The sequence below is a fragment of the Paenibacillus larvae subsp. larvae genome, from assembly GCF_002003265.1.
Lineage (GTDB): Bacteria > Bacillota > Bacilli > Paenibacillales > NBRC-103111 > Paenibacillus_H > Paenibacillus_H larvae.
In genome coordinates, this window is the sequence record NZ_CP019687.1 from 3,199,987 (window position 1) to 3,216,389 (window position 16,403).

A 16,403-nucleotide genomic window follows, 5' to 3' on the forward strand; every position below is an offset into this window, starting at 1 on the left:
TTTTTTTCTTTACAAGTCTATGAGGTTGTTTCATGATAAAGAAGGCTTATTTTTTGGCCTGGATGCAGGGGATGGTTTTGTCTGCTCGGTCTATATACATGCAGAAGGGAGGGAGAGATAATAAGTCCGATTACTGAAGACGCGTTGGTGAAGCGTATCTTAATCGGGGATGAAGCCGCATTCCGGCAATTGATGAGTTTATACCGTACTTATATCTATCAAGTCATCTATTCGGTCTTACGGCACCCTAAAGATGCGGAAGACATTACGCAGGAAACGTTCGTCACCATTTATTTCTCTCTCCCTCATTATCAAGGTAAAGGTTTAAAAGCGTGGATGACCCGGATCGCCACCAATAAAGCCATTGATTACAAACGCAGGGCGTTCAAAAAACGGGAAGAGTCTACAGACGAAATGGAGGCAGTTGCCTCCACGTTTTCGGTACATGTTGCTGCTTCAACCGATATCGAAGAAACCTTGATTCGCAAAGAAAGAAAAGAGCTTGTGGTGCAAATGATGACCCAGCTACCCCCGAATTACCGGAAAACAGTCGAATTGTATTATTTTTATGATAAAACCTACCAAGATATAGCTGAAGAAGAAGGCATATCGGTAAAAACTGTGGAATCCAGGTTGTACCGGGCCAAACAATGGGTAAGAGCAAATTGGAAGGAGGAGGATTTCAAATGAAACAGCATTATAACAGATTGGATTTTCGGCAATACATCGAGGATAATTTGGAGGAAACCCGCCGCCATGAACTGGAAACTCATTTATACCGCTGTGACCTTTGCTTATCCATGTATATGAAGGAACTGGAATTATCCAGTCTGCCTCCAATTTCAACTGCACCCGGCCCTTTCATGGATGATGTAGTGGAACAGATTCAAAGAATGAATTCCCACGCTTTCCGGAAACAGTCCGGAGGGATATCCCGTCCTGCGGCTCGGAAGACTAAGCCTAATCAGCGGAAGCAGTTTATGATACACTATGCTGTTGCAGCGGCTGCTACGTTCATTCTGGTTGTTTCAGGAGCCTTTTACGGATTTGGCGGTCTTGATGACCATCCTGCCTCTCCCCAAAAGAAGCCAACCAGTGTATCTGATAAAGTGATGGAGAAAACTGTGGGACTTTTGGATTCTTTCCAGACAAATCCCCCTAAAGGAGGTACAACCCGTTGAATGGCATTTCATCCTTGTTGTTAATTTTGCTTTCATTTATTCCGGGCTTAGGACATTTGTATTTAAAACGATATATTCGCGCCTTTTTCTATGCAGGCGGCTTTTTCGGCCCACTGGGTCTGTTGTTCCTGGCAATCATAAGCCACAGTCATATTAGTGATACCATCGCGGTCTTCCTTCTGTTCTGTGCGGCTTTCATTTGGTTCATCAATCTTATTGATATGGTGATTACTATCGCTACCCGGCCAGCGGCCAGGCCTTATACTCCCCCCGGCATATCCCCTGAGGGGTACCCGTATGAGGAAAATTGGCAGCAAATAGATGCTGAAAAAAATAAAATCGTCGCCCTTTCCATTATTCCGGGATTAGGCCATTTCCATCTAGGGCTCATGTACCGCGGCTTGACAGCTTTGGTCCTCTTTTTCGGGGCATCCGGAATCATATTCTTCCTAGCTATTATTACTCGAAGAGAAGGGTTTTTGGCTTTCCTTGTTGTGCTTCCGGTGATTTGGTTTTATGTGCTCTTTGATGCTATTCATCAATACAAACGCAAACAGGCAGGTGAAGAATTGATTGACCGGACATTTATGGATGATTTCCATGATAATAACTATACCGGCAAAAAAAATCGCACGATCGCCACGGTATTAGCCATTTTTCCTGGAGCAGGCCATATGTATTTAGGACTCCAAAAGCGGGGCTTTCAGCTTATGGTTGCATTTCTGATAACCATTTACACCCTTGATGTCATGCGGTTATCCCTGTTTTTGTTTCTGGTTCCGATTCTTTGGTTCTTCAGTTTTTTCGATGCCTTACAGAATATCTCCAAAATGGAATATGAGGTTCTCCAGGACCGACCTGTCTTTGGCGATTGGCAAAGATACAATAAAATTATCGGACTGTTCCTGATCTTTGTTGCTTTATACAATGTCGTGATGGGACCCATCTTCTATGTTGTACTGAATAAATTTTTTCCGGAAACCGAAAATTGGTTTTATTATCTTCAATCGTATATACAGACACTTACAGTTACCCTTGTTCTGATAATTGTAGGTTTAGTTCTTCTATTCAAAAGTAAAAAGAAAGAACCTCCCGAAGATTTGGATTCGAATTTTCCGCCTTTCGATTCTTATGATGAGGTTAAACCGCCTTCTTCTTATTCTATCGATCAAATTCCTTTCTTTAAAGAAGATGACCCTCTTTTCAAGGAAGATGAGGGAAAAAAGAAGGAAACGGATAAACAACAACCTACTTCCAATGAACTTCCAAACAAAAACTCCGACCTTTCCTAGAAGGCCCGGAGTTTTTTGTCATAAAAAAGTCCTTATGGAACGGATCCATAAGGACTTTAGCCGGTGATTAATGGATGATCAATCTATAGCGCCTGTTACTTGTTCAACTTTCGGCTATCTGCTTCAAAAACACTTAAAGTGTCTTTAGCACATCTCCTCCAGTCTTTTATAACAAACAAGAAAGACCTTCTAACGGTTGTTCAGCTGTTTGTTCCAACGGAACCACACCTCTCTCTCACCGACAGGAATTAGTATATCCGGAGAAGCTCATTTTAATTCCGTTGTGAAGAAAGGATTAGCTGCCTTCGCCATGATTATTTCTTGAATGATTACGGTTTTTGACCTTTTTGGACCCGGAAAGAGGCTCATTAACCCGTTCCGTATATTCTTCACGTGTTTCTTCCTGCATCGATATACCTGTAGGCTGCGTTCTTAGCTTCATAAGGCTATTGTCCTCCTAAAAGTATGCGGTAGTCAGTGTATTAATTCATGTCGTGGTTCAGAGCATCCTGATGACGGTGATCATTCGTTTGTTGCTGTACCTGCTGGGCCTGATGCCTATTGACTACTTGTTTATCGAAATCCTTCACTACATTTTGCAGGTTCTTGTCCCTGCTTTTCTGTCGGGTCATGTGAGCACCTCCTCACGGATTGGTAATTTTCTGAAGAGCTTGTGCACATTCATGGATATGGCGGACATAGTCCTGGGCTAAGTTCTGAATGGTAGAGGTCTGCTCACTTACATGAAGATCATCCCTCTCCACATCGATTAGTTCTACCTTTACTTCTCTAGGATCTGCATATGTGCATTTAAAATCAAATGTGTAGCTGGTTCTGCCTGCATTTGTAATATGGATACGCAGAGCATTGGGATCAGCTTCATCCGCCCAGACACGGGCATGGTCAGACTCCGGTAAGTTACGGGGAAGTTCCTCTGTCCAGGCAGATGCTAACTGCTTATAATTAACCGATGGTTGTTCAGATAGGTTCATACCTACACCTCCACACTCTTTAACATGCCTCAACAGATAAAGGCTTTATTCAAAAGAGCAGAGTAACAAAAAAAGCCACATGACAGGACTTGTTAAGTCCTGCTATGTGACTTTGGTTTCCATATGTACTGGCGGAGAGGGTGGGATTCGAACCCACGGTGCCCTTGCGAACACGGCGGTTTTCAAGACCGCTGCCTTAAACCACTCGACCACCTCTCCAGTAAGTCTCATATCCCTCTAGAAGGGAATATACAAATTAAAGTAACAGAATAAATTGTATCATATTCAAAGGCATTTAGGCAAGCCCTATTTTTTGGATATATGGGTGATTTGGTTCATATAAGGTACCAGTACATCCGGAATCACAACGGAACCATCTTCCTGCTGGTAATTTTCTAATATAGCTGCAACCGTCCGTCCTATAGCCAGTCCTGACCCGTTCAATGTATGAACAAATTCAGGTTTGGCCTTGGCATCCCGGCGGAAACGAATATTGGACCGCCTAGCCTGAAAATCCTCAAAATTACTGCAGGAGGAAATTTCTCTATAAGTACCGCTGCTAGGAAGCCATACTTCCAGATCATACGTCTTAGCGGATGAGAACCCAAGATCTCCTGTACACAATGTAAGTACACGGTAAGGCAGGTGAAGAAGTTGCAGCACACGCTCAGCATGACTTGTTAGGATTTCCAGTTCTTTGTAAGAGTCTTCAGGTTTCACCAGCTTAACAAGTTCAACCTTATTGAATTGATGCTGACGGATAAGCCCGCGGGTATCCCTTCCGGCTGCCCCTGCTTCAGAACGGAAACAGGCACTGAAAGCTACAAAGTTCCCGGGAAGCTGCTCTTCGGTCAAAATTTCATCCCGGTGATAGTTTGTAACCGGAACCTCCGCAGTGGGAATCAGGAAATAATCCGAATTATCAATACGGAATACATCCTCAGCAAATTTAGGCAATTGCCCGGTTCCTGTCAGGCTATCCCGGTTTACAAGGTAAGGAGGGAGGATTTCCATATAACCGTGTTCATCACTATGCAAATCCATCATAAAATTAAGTAAGGCCCTTTCCAGCCGTGCCCCAAGCCCTTTATAAAAAACAAACCTGGATCCCGTTACTTTCCCTGCCCGTTCAAAATCAAGAATATCCAGACCGGCAGCAAGATCCCAATGAGGCTTAGTTTCAAAATTGAAAGAAGGAACCTCGCCAATTCGGCGGATTTCCACATTGTATTCCTCCGACATTCCAACAGGTACCGATTCATGCGGCATATTGGGAATAGATAAAAGCAAGCTGTTTAAATCTGTTTCCAGATTTCTGATTTCCTCGTCCAGAGATTTGATTTTATCCCCCACAATTTTCATCTCTTGAATCAGGTCATCCGCATTTTCTTTATTTTTTTTGCGAATAGCCACTTCCTGGGAAACTTTATTTCTAGTGCTTTTCAGTTGTTCCGTTTCCTGTAACAATTCCCTGCGCTTGCGGTCAAGATCGGTAAACCGATCCAATTCTGCAATTTCGCTGCCGCGATTCCGCATCGCTTGTTGTACTCCGGGTAGATCTGTTCTTAACAATTTAACGTCAAACAAGGAGACTCCTCCTGAACTATGTGAAATATATGCAAGAGGGAAAACCCCGCCGTCCAACGACGGAAGTTTTGACAAAAAGCACCACGGAAACGGGTGCTTATGGTTCCTCTAAGCCTGGTACAGACGTACCATATCTATAAAGTATTTATGCAGACGATAATCATCCGTCAATTCAGGATGAAAAGAAGCTGCCAATATATGTTCTTCCCTTGCCGCTACAATCTGGTCCTTATAGATGCTCAATACCTCTACCCTTTCCCCTACTTTGTTAATCAACGGGGCCCGGATAAATACGGCACGGATCGGATCATCCAAACCTTTTACAGCAAGATCCGTCTCGAAACTTTCCCGCTGTCTGCCAAAAGCATTGCGGGAAACCTCAATATCCATTAATTTCAGATGGGTTTCAGTCTGATCTTTGATCTGTTTGGCTACCAAAATCATTCCTGCGCAGGTTCCGAAAACCGGTTTACGGTCAGCTGTAAAAGACCTGATTTCTTCTATAAAACCATACGCTCTCATGAGTTTGCCAATTGTGGTACTTTCGCCCCCTGGAATAATTAATCCGTGAATCTCTTCGAGCTGTTCCGGCCGCTTAATTACGACTCCTTCTGCGCCGGCCATTTCAATCATCCGGATATGTTCAGCTACGGCACCTTGAAGGGCCAATACACCAATTTTCATGCTCATTCCATCCTTTGCCGCTATCCTGGGTGTTACCAACCGCGTTCCTGCATACGTTGGGAAGCATCCAACTTCGATATTTCAATCCCCTTCATAGGAGTACCCAAGTTTTTGGATACTTTAGCAATGAGCTGGTAATCTGTGTAATGAGTTGTTGCTTCCACGATAGCCTTTGCAAATTTTTCCGGATTATCCGACTTGAAAATACCAGACCCAACGAATACACCGTCTGCTCCCAGATGCATCATCAATGCCGCGTCCGCAGGCGTAGCTACTCCACCTGCCGCAAAGTTGACGACAGGCAGCTTCCCTGTGCGATGTACCTCAAGAATCAGCTCATATGGAGTCCCCAAGTTCTTGGCTTCTGCCATCAGCTCGTCTTTGGACATTCCCTGAACTTTGCGAATTTGCGATACCATCATTCTCATATGGCGGACAGCTTCCACAATATTCCCCGTACCTGGTTCGCCTTTCGTCCGGATCATGGAAGCCCCTTCTCCGATGCGGCGGAGTGCTTCGCCCAAATCTCTGGCTCCACAAACAAACGGTACAGTAAATTCGGATTTATCAATATGAAATACTTCATCTGCAGGAGTCAGTACTTCACTTTCATCAATATAGTCTACACCCATGGATTCCAGCACTTTAGCTTCAACATAATGGCCAATACGGGTTTTAGCCATTACCGGAATGGATACTACTTTCATAACTTCTTCCACAATTGTCGGATCAGCCATACGGGCAACGCCGCCTGCTGCGCGAATATCCGATGGCACTCTTTCCAAAGCCATAACTGCGGAGGCTCCTGCTGCTTCTGCTATTTTTGCCTGTTCAGCATTCATAACGTCCATAATGACGCCACCTTTTTGCATTTCAGCCATTCCTCTTTTTACAAGAGACGTTCCAGTTTCCATTCAATGACTCCTCCTGAACATTTATAAGCCTTATGGGCACAGTACATACACGTGTCGATTTTGTTAACCTCTAAGCATTAATTTTACAGTAACCCATAAGTTTAGACAACCGGCTAAAACGAATTAGAAGAGATTTTTGATGCTGTTGAACAGACCTGCAAAAAACTCCCCGATTGCCCTGAACATCAAACGTAACCAGCTGCCTTTCTCTACGTCTTCGGTAGCTACCAGATCCACAGTCTGATTATGACCGTCCAAGGTTAAAGTAGCGGTTCCTACTTTGTCACCTTTCTTGATAGGAGCTACCAAATCCTTATCACTGACAGGATCAACTTTGCCAGTTACCTTTACATCTCCCGAGCCTTTTTTCACAACGAAGCTAACGGGTTCCTTCACACCGGCCTCAATTTCTTTTTTAACACCTTTGGAGATTTTTACGGTTTTTTGTTCCTCAACCGGAGCATTAGCATCCAGTACTTTTCTCATTTCAAAATTATTGAAGCCATAATCTAATACTTTCCGTGTTTCTTGGAAACGTTTTGGTTCACTGTTAGTTCCCATTACAACACTGATTAAGCGCATATCACCGCGCTGAGCTGTGCCCGTAAAGCAATAACCAGCCTCATTGGTATGTCCTGTTTTGAGGCCGTCTAAGCCATCATAAGCATACGGTTTGAAGTTAATGTTCCCTTTATTTCCTTCCAACATCCAGTTAAAGTTGATCATCGGAGTTTTATCGGTTTCTCTTAACTTTTTGGATGTGGTTTTGGTAAATTCCAATACTTGTGGATGGTCGAGCACAATATGGCGGGCCAAGATAGCCGCATCCCGTGCTGTCATCATCGTTTCACCTTCGATATTCTTAGGGGCATACTGTCCAAGATCAGCACGGGTCAGACCTGTTGCGTTTATAAAATGGGCACCTTCGGATAGTCCCAGTTCTTTAGCTTTTTTGTTCATCATATTGGCAAACTCTTCTTCAGTTCCACCTAAATATTCAGCCATGGCTACAGAAGCATCATTAGAAGAATAAATAGAGATCGCGTAAAACATATCTTTAACAGAAAGCTGTTCGCCTTCAGCTAGAAGCTGTCCGGATCCAATTGCAGAAGCTGCCTGTTTGCTAACGGGAACTTTGTCCTCCCACTTTATTTTCCCATCTTTAATAGCTTCCATAATCAAATACTCGGTCATCATCTTCGACATACTTGCCGGAGGCAAAAGAGTATCGGCATTGTTTTCATAAAGAACTTGTCCCGTATTTGCCTCCATCAAAATAGCAGATTTAGCTTGTAAATCCGGAATCGCATTGGCATCTGCAGCGGCAGCTGAGGAAACGAATAGATGCATGCCAAACAATTGCAGCATACATACTGCTAAAACAACCGACAACTTTCGTTTCCATGAAACAAACTTTCTCAAAGGTCCACACTCCCATATAAGTAAATAGTCTGCTTTATTGTAACACACCCATAACGTAAAAAAAAGAAGACAGGGACGGGACCCTGCCTTCTTGGCTATGGACGGCTTACAATGAATAGTTAGGAGCTTCTTTGGTAATATGCACGTCATGCGGATGACTTTCTTTCAGTCCCGCACCGGTAATTTTTACAAAAGTAGTGTCATTAATCAGTTCACTGATATTTTTTGCTCCGCAGTACCCCATACCTGAGCGCAGGCCCCCAACCAGTTGGAAAATGGTATCTTCCAGAGGCCCTTTATATGCTACCCGGCCTTCAATACCTTCGGGAACCAATTTACTTTCATTTTCCTGGAAGTAGCGGTCTTTACTTCCTTCTTTCATTGCTCCAAGGGAACCCATACCACGATATACTTTGAAACGGCGTCCTTGATAAATTTCAAATTCACCTGGACTTTCTTCGGTTCCGGCAAACATGCTGCCTAACATAACCGCACTCGCACCCGCTGCAATGGCTTTCACTACATCTCCGGAGAATTTGATCCCTCCATCCGCAATAATGGGAACGTTATATTCTCTTGCGGCAGTAGCACAATCATAAATGGCTGTAATTTGAGGCACTCCAATTCCTGCAATTACTCGTGTCGTACAGATAGAGCCGGGGCCGATTCCCACTTTTATAATAGAAGCCCCCGCTTCAATAAGATCGCGAGTCCCCTCAGCAGTAGCCACGTTTCCGGCAATGATGGTGAGGTCGGGATATTGCTCTCTGATCCGTTTAACCGTATTGAGAATATTGATATGATGCCCATGTGCTGAATCAAGTACAACCACGTCCACACCGGCCTTAACAAGTGCAGCTGTCCGCTCCATAACATCCTTGGAGACACCCACTGCCGCACCAACAAGCAACCGCCCTTGTGCATCTTTTGCCGAGTTTGGAAACTGAATGGCTTTCTCAATGTCTTTAATTGTAATTAAGCCTTTCAGTTCATTATGTTCATCCACTAAAGGAAGCTTCTCGATTTTGTGCTGCTGGAGGATCACTTCGGCTTGCTCCAATGTAGTCCCAACCGGAGCTGTAACCAAATTGTCATGAGTCATGACTTCCTTAATTTGAATAGAGAAATCATGAACAAACCGAAGATCGCGATTAGTTAAAATACCGACCAATTTATTTTGCTCATTTACAATTGGAACCCCGGAAATCCGGTACTTAGCCATCAGTGCTTCTGCATCGTAAACATGATGGTCCGGTGTCAAGGAGAAAGGGTTAGTGATGACTCCGCTTTCCGAGCGTTTTACCCGGTCCACCTCTTCAGCCTGTTGATCAATGGACATATTTTTATGGATAATGCCGATTCCTCCCTCACGTGCCATAGCAATTGCCATTGCTGCTTCCGTTACAGTATCCATAGCTGAGCTCAAGAACGGAATATTCAGTTTGACATTGGGGCTTAATTCGGACGAAATATCAATTTCTTTCCCAAATACTTCAGATTTCCGAGGCACTAAAAGCACATCATCAAAAGTAAGTCCTTCTTTAGCAAATTTGGCTTCCCACACTTAGGTTGTCCTCCTCTGTATATCTGTATATTATTGCAATAGTAACAAAAGCCTAATTTTTATGTCAAGACAAGTTGGTTGTTTCAGCTTAAGTCGGAATCTTCAAGCAAGTATAACAATTTACGGAATCTTAGGTTAGTGTGAGGTTTGTCCTCTTATCTTATGCGCTGACAGAGCAACTCTGTTTCCTCTTCTATTGCAAAAAAACCTTTTTGGATTAGTTCCAAAAAGGTTTTCTTATTGCTTGGCAACGTCCTACTCTCCCAGGACCCTTCGGTCCAAGTACCATCGGCGCTGGAAGGCTTAACGGCCGTGTTCGGGATGGGTACGCGTGGTTCCCTTCCGCTATCGTCACCAAACCGGATTTTTCGAAGCATTGCTTCTTCGATCAGGCTGCGAGAAAATATCCTGCCTTAGAAAAGGCATGCAGCTTGAACCAGCCTCTTGCACCCTGAAAACTAGCAGCGAAGCAAAGTGTACTTAGAACAGTTGTTTCTTTAGGATAAACCCTCGACCGATTAGTATTGGTCAGCTCCACGCATTGCTGCGCTTCCACCCCCAACCTATCTACCTCGTCGTCTTCAAGGGGTCTTACTACTTGGGAAATCTCATCTTGAGGCGGGCTTCACGCTTAGATGCTTTCAGCGCTTATCCCTTCCGTACATAGCTACCCAGCTGTGCTCCTGGCGGAACAACTGGTACACCAGCGGTACGTCCATCCCGGTCCTCTCGTACTAAGGACAGCTCCTCTCAAATTTCCTGCGCCCACGACAGATAGGGACCGAACTGTCTCACGACGTTCTGAACCCAGCTCGCGTACCGCTTTAATGGGCGAACAGCCCAACCCTTGGGACCTACTTCAGCCCCAGGATGCGATGAGCCGACATCGAGGTGCCAAACCTCCCCGTCGATGTGGACTCTTGGGGGAGATAAGCCTGTTATCCCCAGGGTAGCTTTTATCCGTTGAGCGATGGCCCTTCCATGCGGTACCACCGGATCACTAAGCCCGACTTTCGTCCCTGCTCGACTTGTAGGTCTCGCAGTCAAGCTCCCTTCTGCCTTTGCACTCTTCGAATGATTTCCAACCATTCTGAGGGAACCTTGGGGCGCCTCCGTTACTCTTTAGGAGGCGACCGCCCCAGTCAAACTGCCCACCTGACACTGTCCCCGAACCGGTTCACGGTCCCGGGTTAGAACTCCGATACGATCAGAGTGGTATCCCAACGCTGCCTCCACCGAAGCTGGCGCTCCGGCTTCTTAGGCTCCCACCTATCCTGTACAGATCGTACCAAAGTCCAATATCAAGCTGCAGTAAAGCTCCATGGGGTCTTTCCGTCTTGTCGCGGGTAACCTGCATCTTCACAGGTATTAAAATTTCACCGGATCTCTCGTTGAGACAGCGCCCAAGTCGTTACGCCATTCGTGCGGGTCAGAATTTACCTGACAAGGAATTTCGCTACCTTAGGACCGTTATAGTTACGGCCGCCGTTTACTGGGGCTTCGGTTCATAGCTTCGGGCCTTAAGCCCTAACCACTCCCCTTAACCTTCCAGCACCGGGCAGGCGTCAGCCCATATACTTCGCCTTGCGGCTTCGCATAGACCTGTGTTTTTGCTAAACAGTCGCTTGGGCCTATTCACTGCGGCCCCCTCGAGCTATTCACTCTACCGGGGCACCCCTTCTCCCTAAGTTACGGGGTCATTTTGCCGAGTTCCTTAACGAGAGTTCTTCCGCGCGCCTTAGAATTCTCTTCTCGCCTACCTGTGTCGGTTTGCGGTACGGGCACCTGCACCTGGCTAGAGGCTTTTCTTGACAGTGTGAGATCAAGACCTTCGCTACTGCTATTTTCACTCCCCGTCACAGCCCGACTTTCATCGTGTGCGGATTTGCCTGCACACCAGCCTCACTGCTTGGACAAGCACTTCCATCAGCTTGCGTCCCTACCCTACTGTGTCACCCCATCGCTCATAGCGGTGTTTGGTGGTACAGGAATTTCTGCCTGTTGTCCTTCGACTACGCCTTTCGGCCTCGCCTTAGGTCCCGACTTACCCTGAGCGGACGAACCTTCCTCAGGAACCCTTAGGCTTTCGGCGGATCAGATTCTCACTGATCTTTTCGTTACTCATACCGGCATTCTCACTTCCAAGCGCTCCAGCTGTCCTCACGGTCAACCTTCTATGCTGCTTGGAACGCTCCCCTACTGCCCTTAATTAGGACCCATAGCTTCGGTGGTGTATTTAGCCCCGTTACATTTTCGGCGCAGAGTCACTCGACCAGTGAGCTATTACGCACTCTTTAAATGGTGGCTGCTTCTAAGCCAACATCCTGGTTGTCTGTGCAACTCCACATCCTTTCCCACTTAACACACACTTGGGGACCTTAGCTGATGATCTGGGCTGTTTCCCTCTTGACAATGGATCTTAGCACTCACTGTCTGACTCCCGGGCACCGAGTGGATGGCATTCAGAGTTTGACTAGACTTGGTAACCCTTGGCGGGCCCCGCACCCAATCAGTGCTTTACCTCCATCACTCTAACCCGAGGCTAGCCCTAAAGCTATTTCGAGGAGAACCAGCTATCTCCGAGTTCGATTGGAATTTCTCCGCTACCCCCACCTCATCCCCGAATTTTTCAACATTCGTGGGTTCGGGCCTCCAGTGAGTGTTACCTCACCTTCACCCTGGACAGGGGTAGATCACACGGTTTCGGGTCTACGCCTGCATACTTCCAAGCAATACAAAGTATTGCTACTTCGTAAGCTTATGCTTTGCCCTGTTCAGACTCGCTTTCGCTGCGGCTCCGGCTCTTCACCTTAACCTTGCATGCAAGCGTAACTCGCCGGTTCATTCTACAAAAGGCACGCCATCACCCTGATTTCCCGAAGAAAATCATAGGGCTCTGACTTCTTGTAAGCACACGGTTTCAGGTTCTCTTTCACTCCCCTCCCGGGGTGCTTTTCACCTTTCCCTCACGGTACTGCTTCACTATCGGTCGCTAGGGAGTATTTAGCCTTGGCAGATGGTCCTGCCGGATTCCGACGGGGTTTCCCGTGTCCCGCCGTACTCGGGATCCACCTTGGAGAGAGCAGACTTTCAGCTACAGGGCTGTTACCTTCTGTGGCAGGCCTTTCCAGACCTCTTCGCCTAATCTGCTCCTTTGTAACTCCGTATAAGGTGTCCCACAACCCCAGTGAGCAAGCTCTCTGGTTTGGGCTCCTCCGCTTTCGCTCGCCGCTACTGACGGAATCACGATTGTTTTCTTCTCCTCAGGGTACTTAGATGTTTCAGTTCCCCTGGTCTGCCTCTTCACTTCCTATGGATTCAGAAGTGAGTGACTGCGCATAACCGCAGCCGGGTTCCCCCATTCGGACATCCCCGGATCAAAGTCTGCTTACGACTCCCCGGGGCATATCGTTGTTCGCCACGTCCTTCTTCGGCTCCTAGCGCCTAGGCATCCTCCGTGTGCTCTTACCAGCTTAACCTATGCTTTGTATTTCTTTGAAGGGCTTTCGCTGCACCTGAATGTTTTCAATCACACGTAAGGTGAACATTCATCTGCAAAGTCGCTCACTTCAAACGAAACACTTCGCTTTATATTAAGGATGTTCTAAGTTCTCGCTTTGTTTCGCTATCTAGTTTTCAAGGTACAAGGGTTGAAAGGTCGCCCTTTCAAAACTGACAACGAGTGAGTAAAGCCTTCTTGTACATTTCTGTACTCCATAGAAAGGAGGTGATCCAGCCGCACCTTCCGATACGGCTACCTTGTTACGACTTCACCCCAATCATCTACCCCACCTTCGGCGGCTGCCCCCTTGCGGTTACCTCACCGACTTCGGGTGTTGTAAACTCTCGTGGTGTGACGGGCGGTGTGTACAAGACCCGGGAACGTATTCACCGCGGCATGCTGATCCGCGATTACTAGCAATTCCGACTTCATGCAGGCGAGTTGCAGCCTGCAATCCGAACTGAGATCGGCTTTTGAGGATTGGCTCCGGATCGCTCCTTCGCTTCCCGTTGTACCGACCATTGTAGTACGTGTGTAGCCCAGGCCATAAGGGGCATGATGATTTGACGTCATCCCCACCTTCCTCCGGTTTGTCACCGGCAGTCATCTTAGAGTGCCCACCTCTGCGTGCTGGCAACTAAGATCAAGGGTTGCGCTCGTTGCGGGACTTAACCCAACATCTCACGACACGAGCTGACGACAACCATGCACCACCTGTCTCCTCTGTCCCCGAAGGAAAAGGTCTATCTCTAAACCGGTCAGAGGGATGTCAAGGCCTGGTAAGGTTCTTCGCGTTGCTTCGAATTAAACCACATACTCCACTGCTTGTGCGGGTCCCCGTCAATTCCTTTGAGTTTCAGTCTTGCGACCGTACTCCCCAGGCGGAATGCTTACTGTGTTAACTTCGGCACCAAGGGTATCGAAACCCCTAACACCTAGCATTCATCGTTTACGGCGTGGACTACCAGGGTATCTAATCCTGTTTGCTCCCCACGCTTTCGCGCCTCAGCGTCAGTTATAGGCCAGAAAGCCGCCTTCGCCACTGGTGTTCCTCCACATCTCTACGCATTTCACCGCTACACGTGGAATTCCACTTTCCTCTCCTACACTCAAGTCTCCCAGTTTCCAGTGCGAACCGGGGTTGAGCCCCGGGCTTAAACACCAGACTTAAAAGACCGCCTGCGCGCGCTTTACGCCCAATAATTCCGGACAACGCTTGCCCCCTACGTATTACCGCGGCTGCTGGCACGTAGTTAGCCGGGGCTTTCTTCTCAAGTACCGTCACTCCAGGGGCAGTTACTCCCCTGGCCGTTCTTCCTTGGCAACAGAGCTTTACGATCCGAAAACCTTCATCACTCACGCGGCGTTGCTCCGTCAGACTTTCGTCCATTGCGGAAGATTCCCTACTGCTGCCTCCCGTAGGAGTCTGGGCCGTGTCTCAGTCCCAGTGTGGCCGTTCACCCTCTCAGGTCGGCTACGCATCGTCGCCTTGGTAAGCCGTTACCCTACCAACTAGCTAATGCGCCGCAGGCCCATCTGTAAGTGACAGGTTGCCCCGTCTTTCATGACTTCTTCATGCGAAGAAACCAGCTATCCGGTATTAGCTCACGTTTCCGCAAGTTATCCCGGTCTTACAGGCAGGTTGCCTACGTGTTACTCACCCGTCCGCCGCTAACCTGGCGTCTCCCGAAGGAAACACAAGGTCCGCTCGACTTGCATGTATTAGGCACGCCGCCAGCGTTCGTCCTGAGCCAGGATCAAACTCTCCAATAAAGTTGTTTCTTTATCGAATGAGCTGATTGCTCAACTATACTTTGCTGACGAGAATTTCTTCTCTTAGTCACTTTGCGTGACCCGCTTTATCACTCGTTGTTCAGTTTTCAAAGGACAATCATGTGAGTTAATCTCACATTTCGTGTCAGCCACTCTCACGGCTACCTCTTTAATATATCATAACGCTCGCTTCTGTGTCAACAGTTTTTTTAAAATGCTGTACGTTTAAGCTTTTGTTATGATCTCCGCTATCTTGAGCGGAATTATAATATATCATGGTTATAAATTAGTGTCAATCCCCTCAATCAGGTTTGTAAAACTTCCTCGATGTGAATTCTGCGCTCGATGGACAAATTAATGATAGTGCCGCGGATGTTCACCCACGGACGTGTGGGATGGATCTGATCCGTAAAAACAATTTCCCCAAGCCGTCCGTCATTAAGACGCACCTTGGTTCCTGTATGAAATTGTGTAATCTTACGAATGAATGTCTGCACTAAAGCTGGATGCAACTTTCCAAGTGATTCATTATGAAGAGATTCCAATGCCATGTATTTGGAACATGCCGCTTTATGATAACGTTGGCTGGTCATAGCGTGATACATATCCGCTATGGCAACTATTTTGGCGTATATATGAATCTGCTTGCCTTTCAAACCAAGAGGATAACCGTGCCCGTCTTCCCTCTCGTGATGCTGGAGGGCAGCCAATTTTGCACCTTCATTTAATGAGCTGACATACCTTAACATTTCATATCCGGCAACGGTGTGTTTACGGACTTCTTTAATTTCCTCAGGTTCGAGCGGACCGGGTTTTTGCAATATACCCTGATCTACTTTGCAGTTGCCGATATCGTGAAAAACTCCCGCAAGTGCCACCTGCATCAGCTCTTTAGAAGAGATCCCATACCATTTGGCCAATTGATAAGAAGTTAAGCCGGTCAATATGCTGTTATGGAACAGGTAGTCCTCTATAGTCCAGTCTGGTGGTATAAACGTTAAGATATTATAATGCCCAATTTGATCAATTAGTGTCTGTACATATGGACGGAAATCATGTACTGGTATGGGTTTCCCGCCCAGAGAAGAAGCAAACAGCTTTTTAAGACTTTTAACAGCCTTTTTGTACTCTTGCTCAAAGGAGGTTAGTTCATTCTTTTTAAAAAAACGCGGACCTGTTTCCCTTTCTTCCCCTTTCTTCATCTCCTCCTGATATCCCTTTCGGTTTTGAACTGGAATATTTGAAACTAAAAATGCCTGCAGTACTTCAATATCTCTTTCATTCAGGATCTTCCCTTTATACATCAGGACATTGCCCTGCCCAGTTAAAACATCTTCTGCTAATTGTTCTCCCACTAAATAAGGGGAAACCGAAACGGTCGGCACATCATTCACACACCTTAATCATGTTCATTTTATAATTTTAACCATATTATCCCTCGAATGCGTTTCCAATGTATCAAATCTATTGTAAAACAAAAAAGATAGGGATG

At 46.4% G+C, this 16,403-nt stretch carries 12 protein-coding genes, 1 tRNA gene and 3 rRNA genes; 3 read left to right on the forward strand and 13 right to left on the reverse strand.

What is annotated here, in order from left to right:
• Positions 1–147: 147 nt before the first annotated feature.
• Genes BXP28_RS16645 through BXP28_RS16655 form a run of 3 tightly spaced genes read left to right on the forward strand, consistent with a single transcriptional unit; the run spans position 148 to position 2,473 of the window.
• On the forward strand, positions 148–690 hold the full coding sequence (locus tag BXP28_RS16645; protein WP_023484060.1) for an RNA polymerase sigma factor: 543 nt from the start codon (positions 148–150) through the stop codon (positions 688–690).
• Entirely contained in the window at positions 687–1,181 is a 495-nt protein-coding gene (locus BXP28_RS16650) for an anti-sigma factor (RefSeq protein ID WP_023484061.1), read from the forward strand. Before BXP28_RS16645 ends, BXP28_RS16650 begins: the two co-directional genes overlap by 4 nt.
• Positions 1,178–2,473 (forward strand): hypothetical protein, encoded by a 1,296-nt coding sequence (locus tag BXP28_RS16655; protein WP_023484062.1) that lies wholly within the window; start codon positions 1,178–1,180, stop codon positions 2,471–2,473. The genes BXP28_RS16650 and BXP28_RS16655 overlap by 4 nt, the downstream gene beginning before the upstream one ends.
• A gap of 295 nt (positions 2,474–2,768) precedes the next feature.
• Here the strand turns inward: BXP28_RS16655 and BXP28_RS16660 are convergent, their stop codons facing one another.
• The 13 genes from BXP28_RS16660 to BXP28_RS16715 all read right to left on the reverse strand — a co-directional run bounded on the left by BXP28_RS16660 (position 2,769) and on the right by BXP28_RS16715 (position 16,296).
• Positions 2,769–2,915: a small acid-soluble spore protein P gene (locus BXP28_RS16660; RefSeq protein ID WP_024092845.1), complete on the reverse strand. Its 147-nt coding sequence runs from the start codon at positions 2,913–2,915 to the stop codon at positions 2,769–2,771.
• Between the two features lie 40 nt (positions 2,916–2,955).
• Positions 2,956–3,105 (reverse strand): hypothetical protein, encoded by a 150-nt coding sequence (locus tag BXP28_RS23350; protein WP_024092844.1) that lies wholly within the window; start codon positions 3,103–3,105, stop codon positions 2,956–2,958.
• Between the two features lie 12 nt (positions 3,106–3,117).
• Positions 3,118–3,465, reverse strand: coding sequence for a hypothetical protein (locus tag BXP28_RS16665; RefSeq protein WP_023484063.1), 348 nt, complete (start codon positions 3,463–3,465; stop codon positions 3,118–3,120).
• 129 nt (positions 3,466–3,594) lie between these two features.
• A tRNA-Ser gene (locus BXP28_RS16670) sits at positions 3,595–3,684 on the reverse strand.
• Positions 3,685–3,771: 87 nt separating this feature from the next.
• On the reverse strand, positions 3,772–5,052 hold the full coding sequence (gene serS, locus BXP28_RS16675; protein ID WP_036655681.1) for a serine--tRNA ligase: 1,281 nt from the start codon (positions 5,050–5,052) through the stop codon (positions 3,772–3,774).
• Positions 5,053–5,160: 108 nt separating this feature from the next.
• A complete protein-coding gene (pdxT, locus tag BXP28_RS16680; RefSeq protein WP_036655679.1) occupies positions 5,161–5,736 on the reverse strand; it encodes a pyridoxal 5'-phosphate synthase glutaminase subunit PdxT in 576 nt (191 codons plus the stop codon).
• Positions 5,737–5,768: 32 nt separating this feature from the next.
• On the reverse strand, positions 5,769–6,650 hold the full coding sequence (pdxS, locus tag BXP28_RS16685) for a pyridoxal 5'-phosphate synthase lyase subunit PdxS (RefSeq protein ID WP_023484066.1): 882 nt from the start codon (positions 6,648–6,650) through the stop codon (positions 5,769–5,771).
• A 123-nt stretch (positions 6,651–6,773) separates the two neighbouring features.
• Positions 6,774–8,072 carry a D-alanyl-D-alanine carboxypeptidase family protein gene (locus tag BXP28_RS16690; RefSeq protein WP_024092840.1) on the reverse strand — a complete coding sequence of 433 codons (1,299 nt, stop codon included), beginning with the start codon at positions 8,070–8,072 and terminating at the stop codon, positions 6,774–6,776.
• Between the two features lie 106 nt (positions 8,073–8,178).
• Positions 8,179–9,636: an IMP dehydrogenase gene (guaB, locus tag BXP28_RS16695; protein WP_023484068.1), complete on the reverse strand. Its 1,458-nt coding sequence runs from the start codon at positions 9,634–9,636 to the stop codon at positions 8,179–8,181.
• 242 nt (positions 9,637–9,878) lie between these two features.
• Positions 9,879–9,995: ribosomal RNA gene (gene rrf / locus BXP28_RS16700) — 5S ribosomal RNA — on the reverse strand.
• A 139-nt stretch (positions 9,996–10,134) separates the two neighbouring features.
• Positions 10,135–13,115, reverse strand: a 23S ribosomal RNA gene (locus BXP28_RS16705).
• A 241-nt stretch (positions 13,116–13,356) separates the two neighbouring features.
• Positions 13,357–14,911: ribosomal RNA gene (locus BXP28_RS16710) — 16S ribosomal RNA — on the reverse strand.
• Together the 16S, 23S and 5S rRNA genes form the textbook arrangement of a ribosomal RNA operon.
• 305 nt (positions 14,912–15,216) lie before the next feature.
• The gene (locus tag BXP28_RS16715; protein WP_036655677.1) at positions 15,217–16,296 is read right to left on the reverse strand and encodes an HD-GYP domain-containing protein; all 1,080 of its coding nucleotides are present in this window, start codon (positions 16,294–16,296) and stop codon (positions 15,217–15,219) included.
• Positions 16,297–16,403 lie beyond the last annotated feature (107 nt).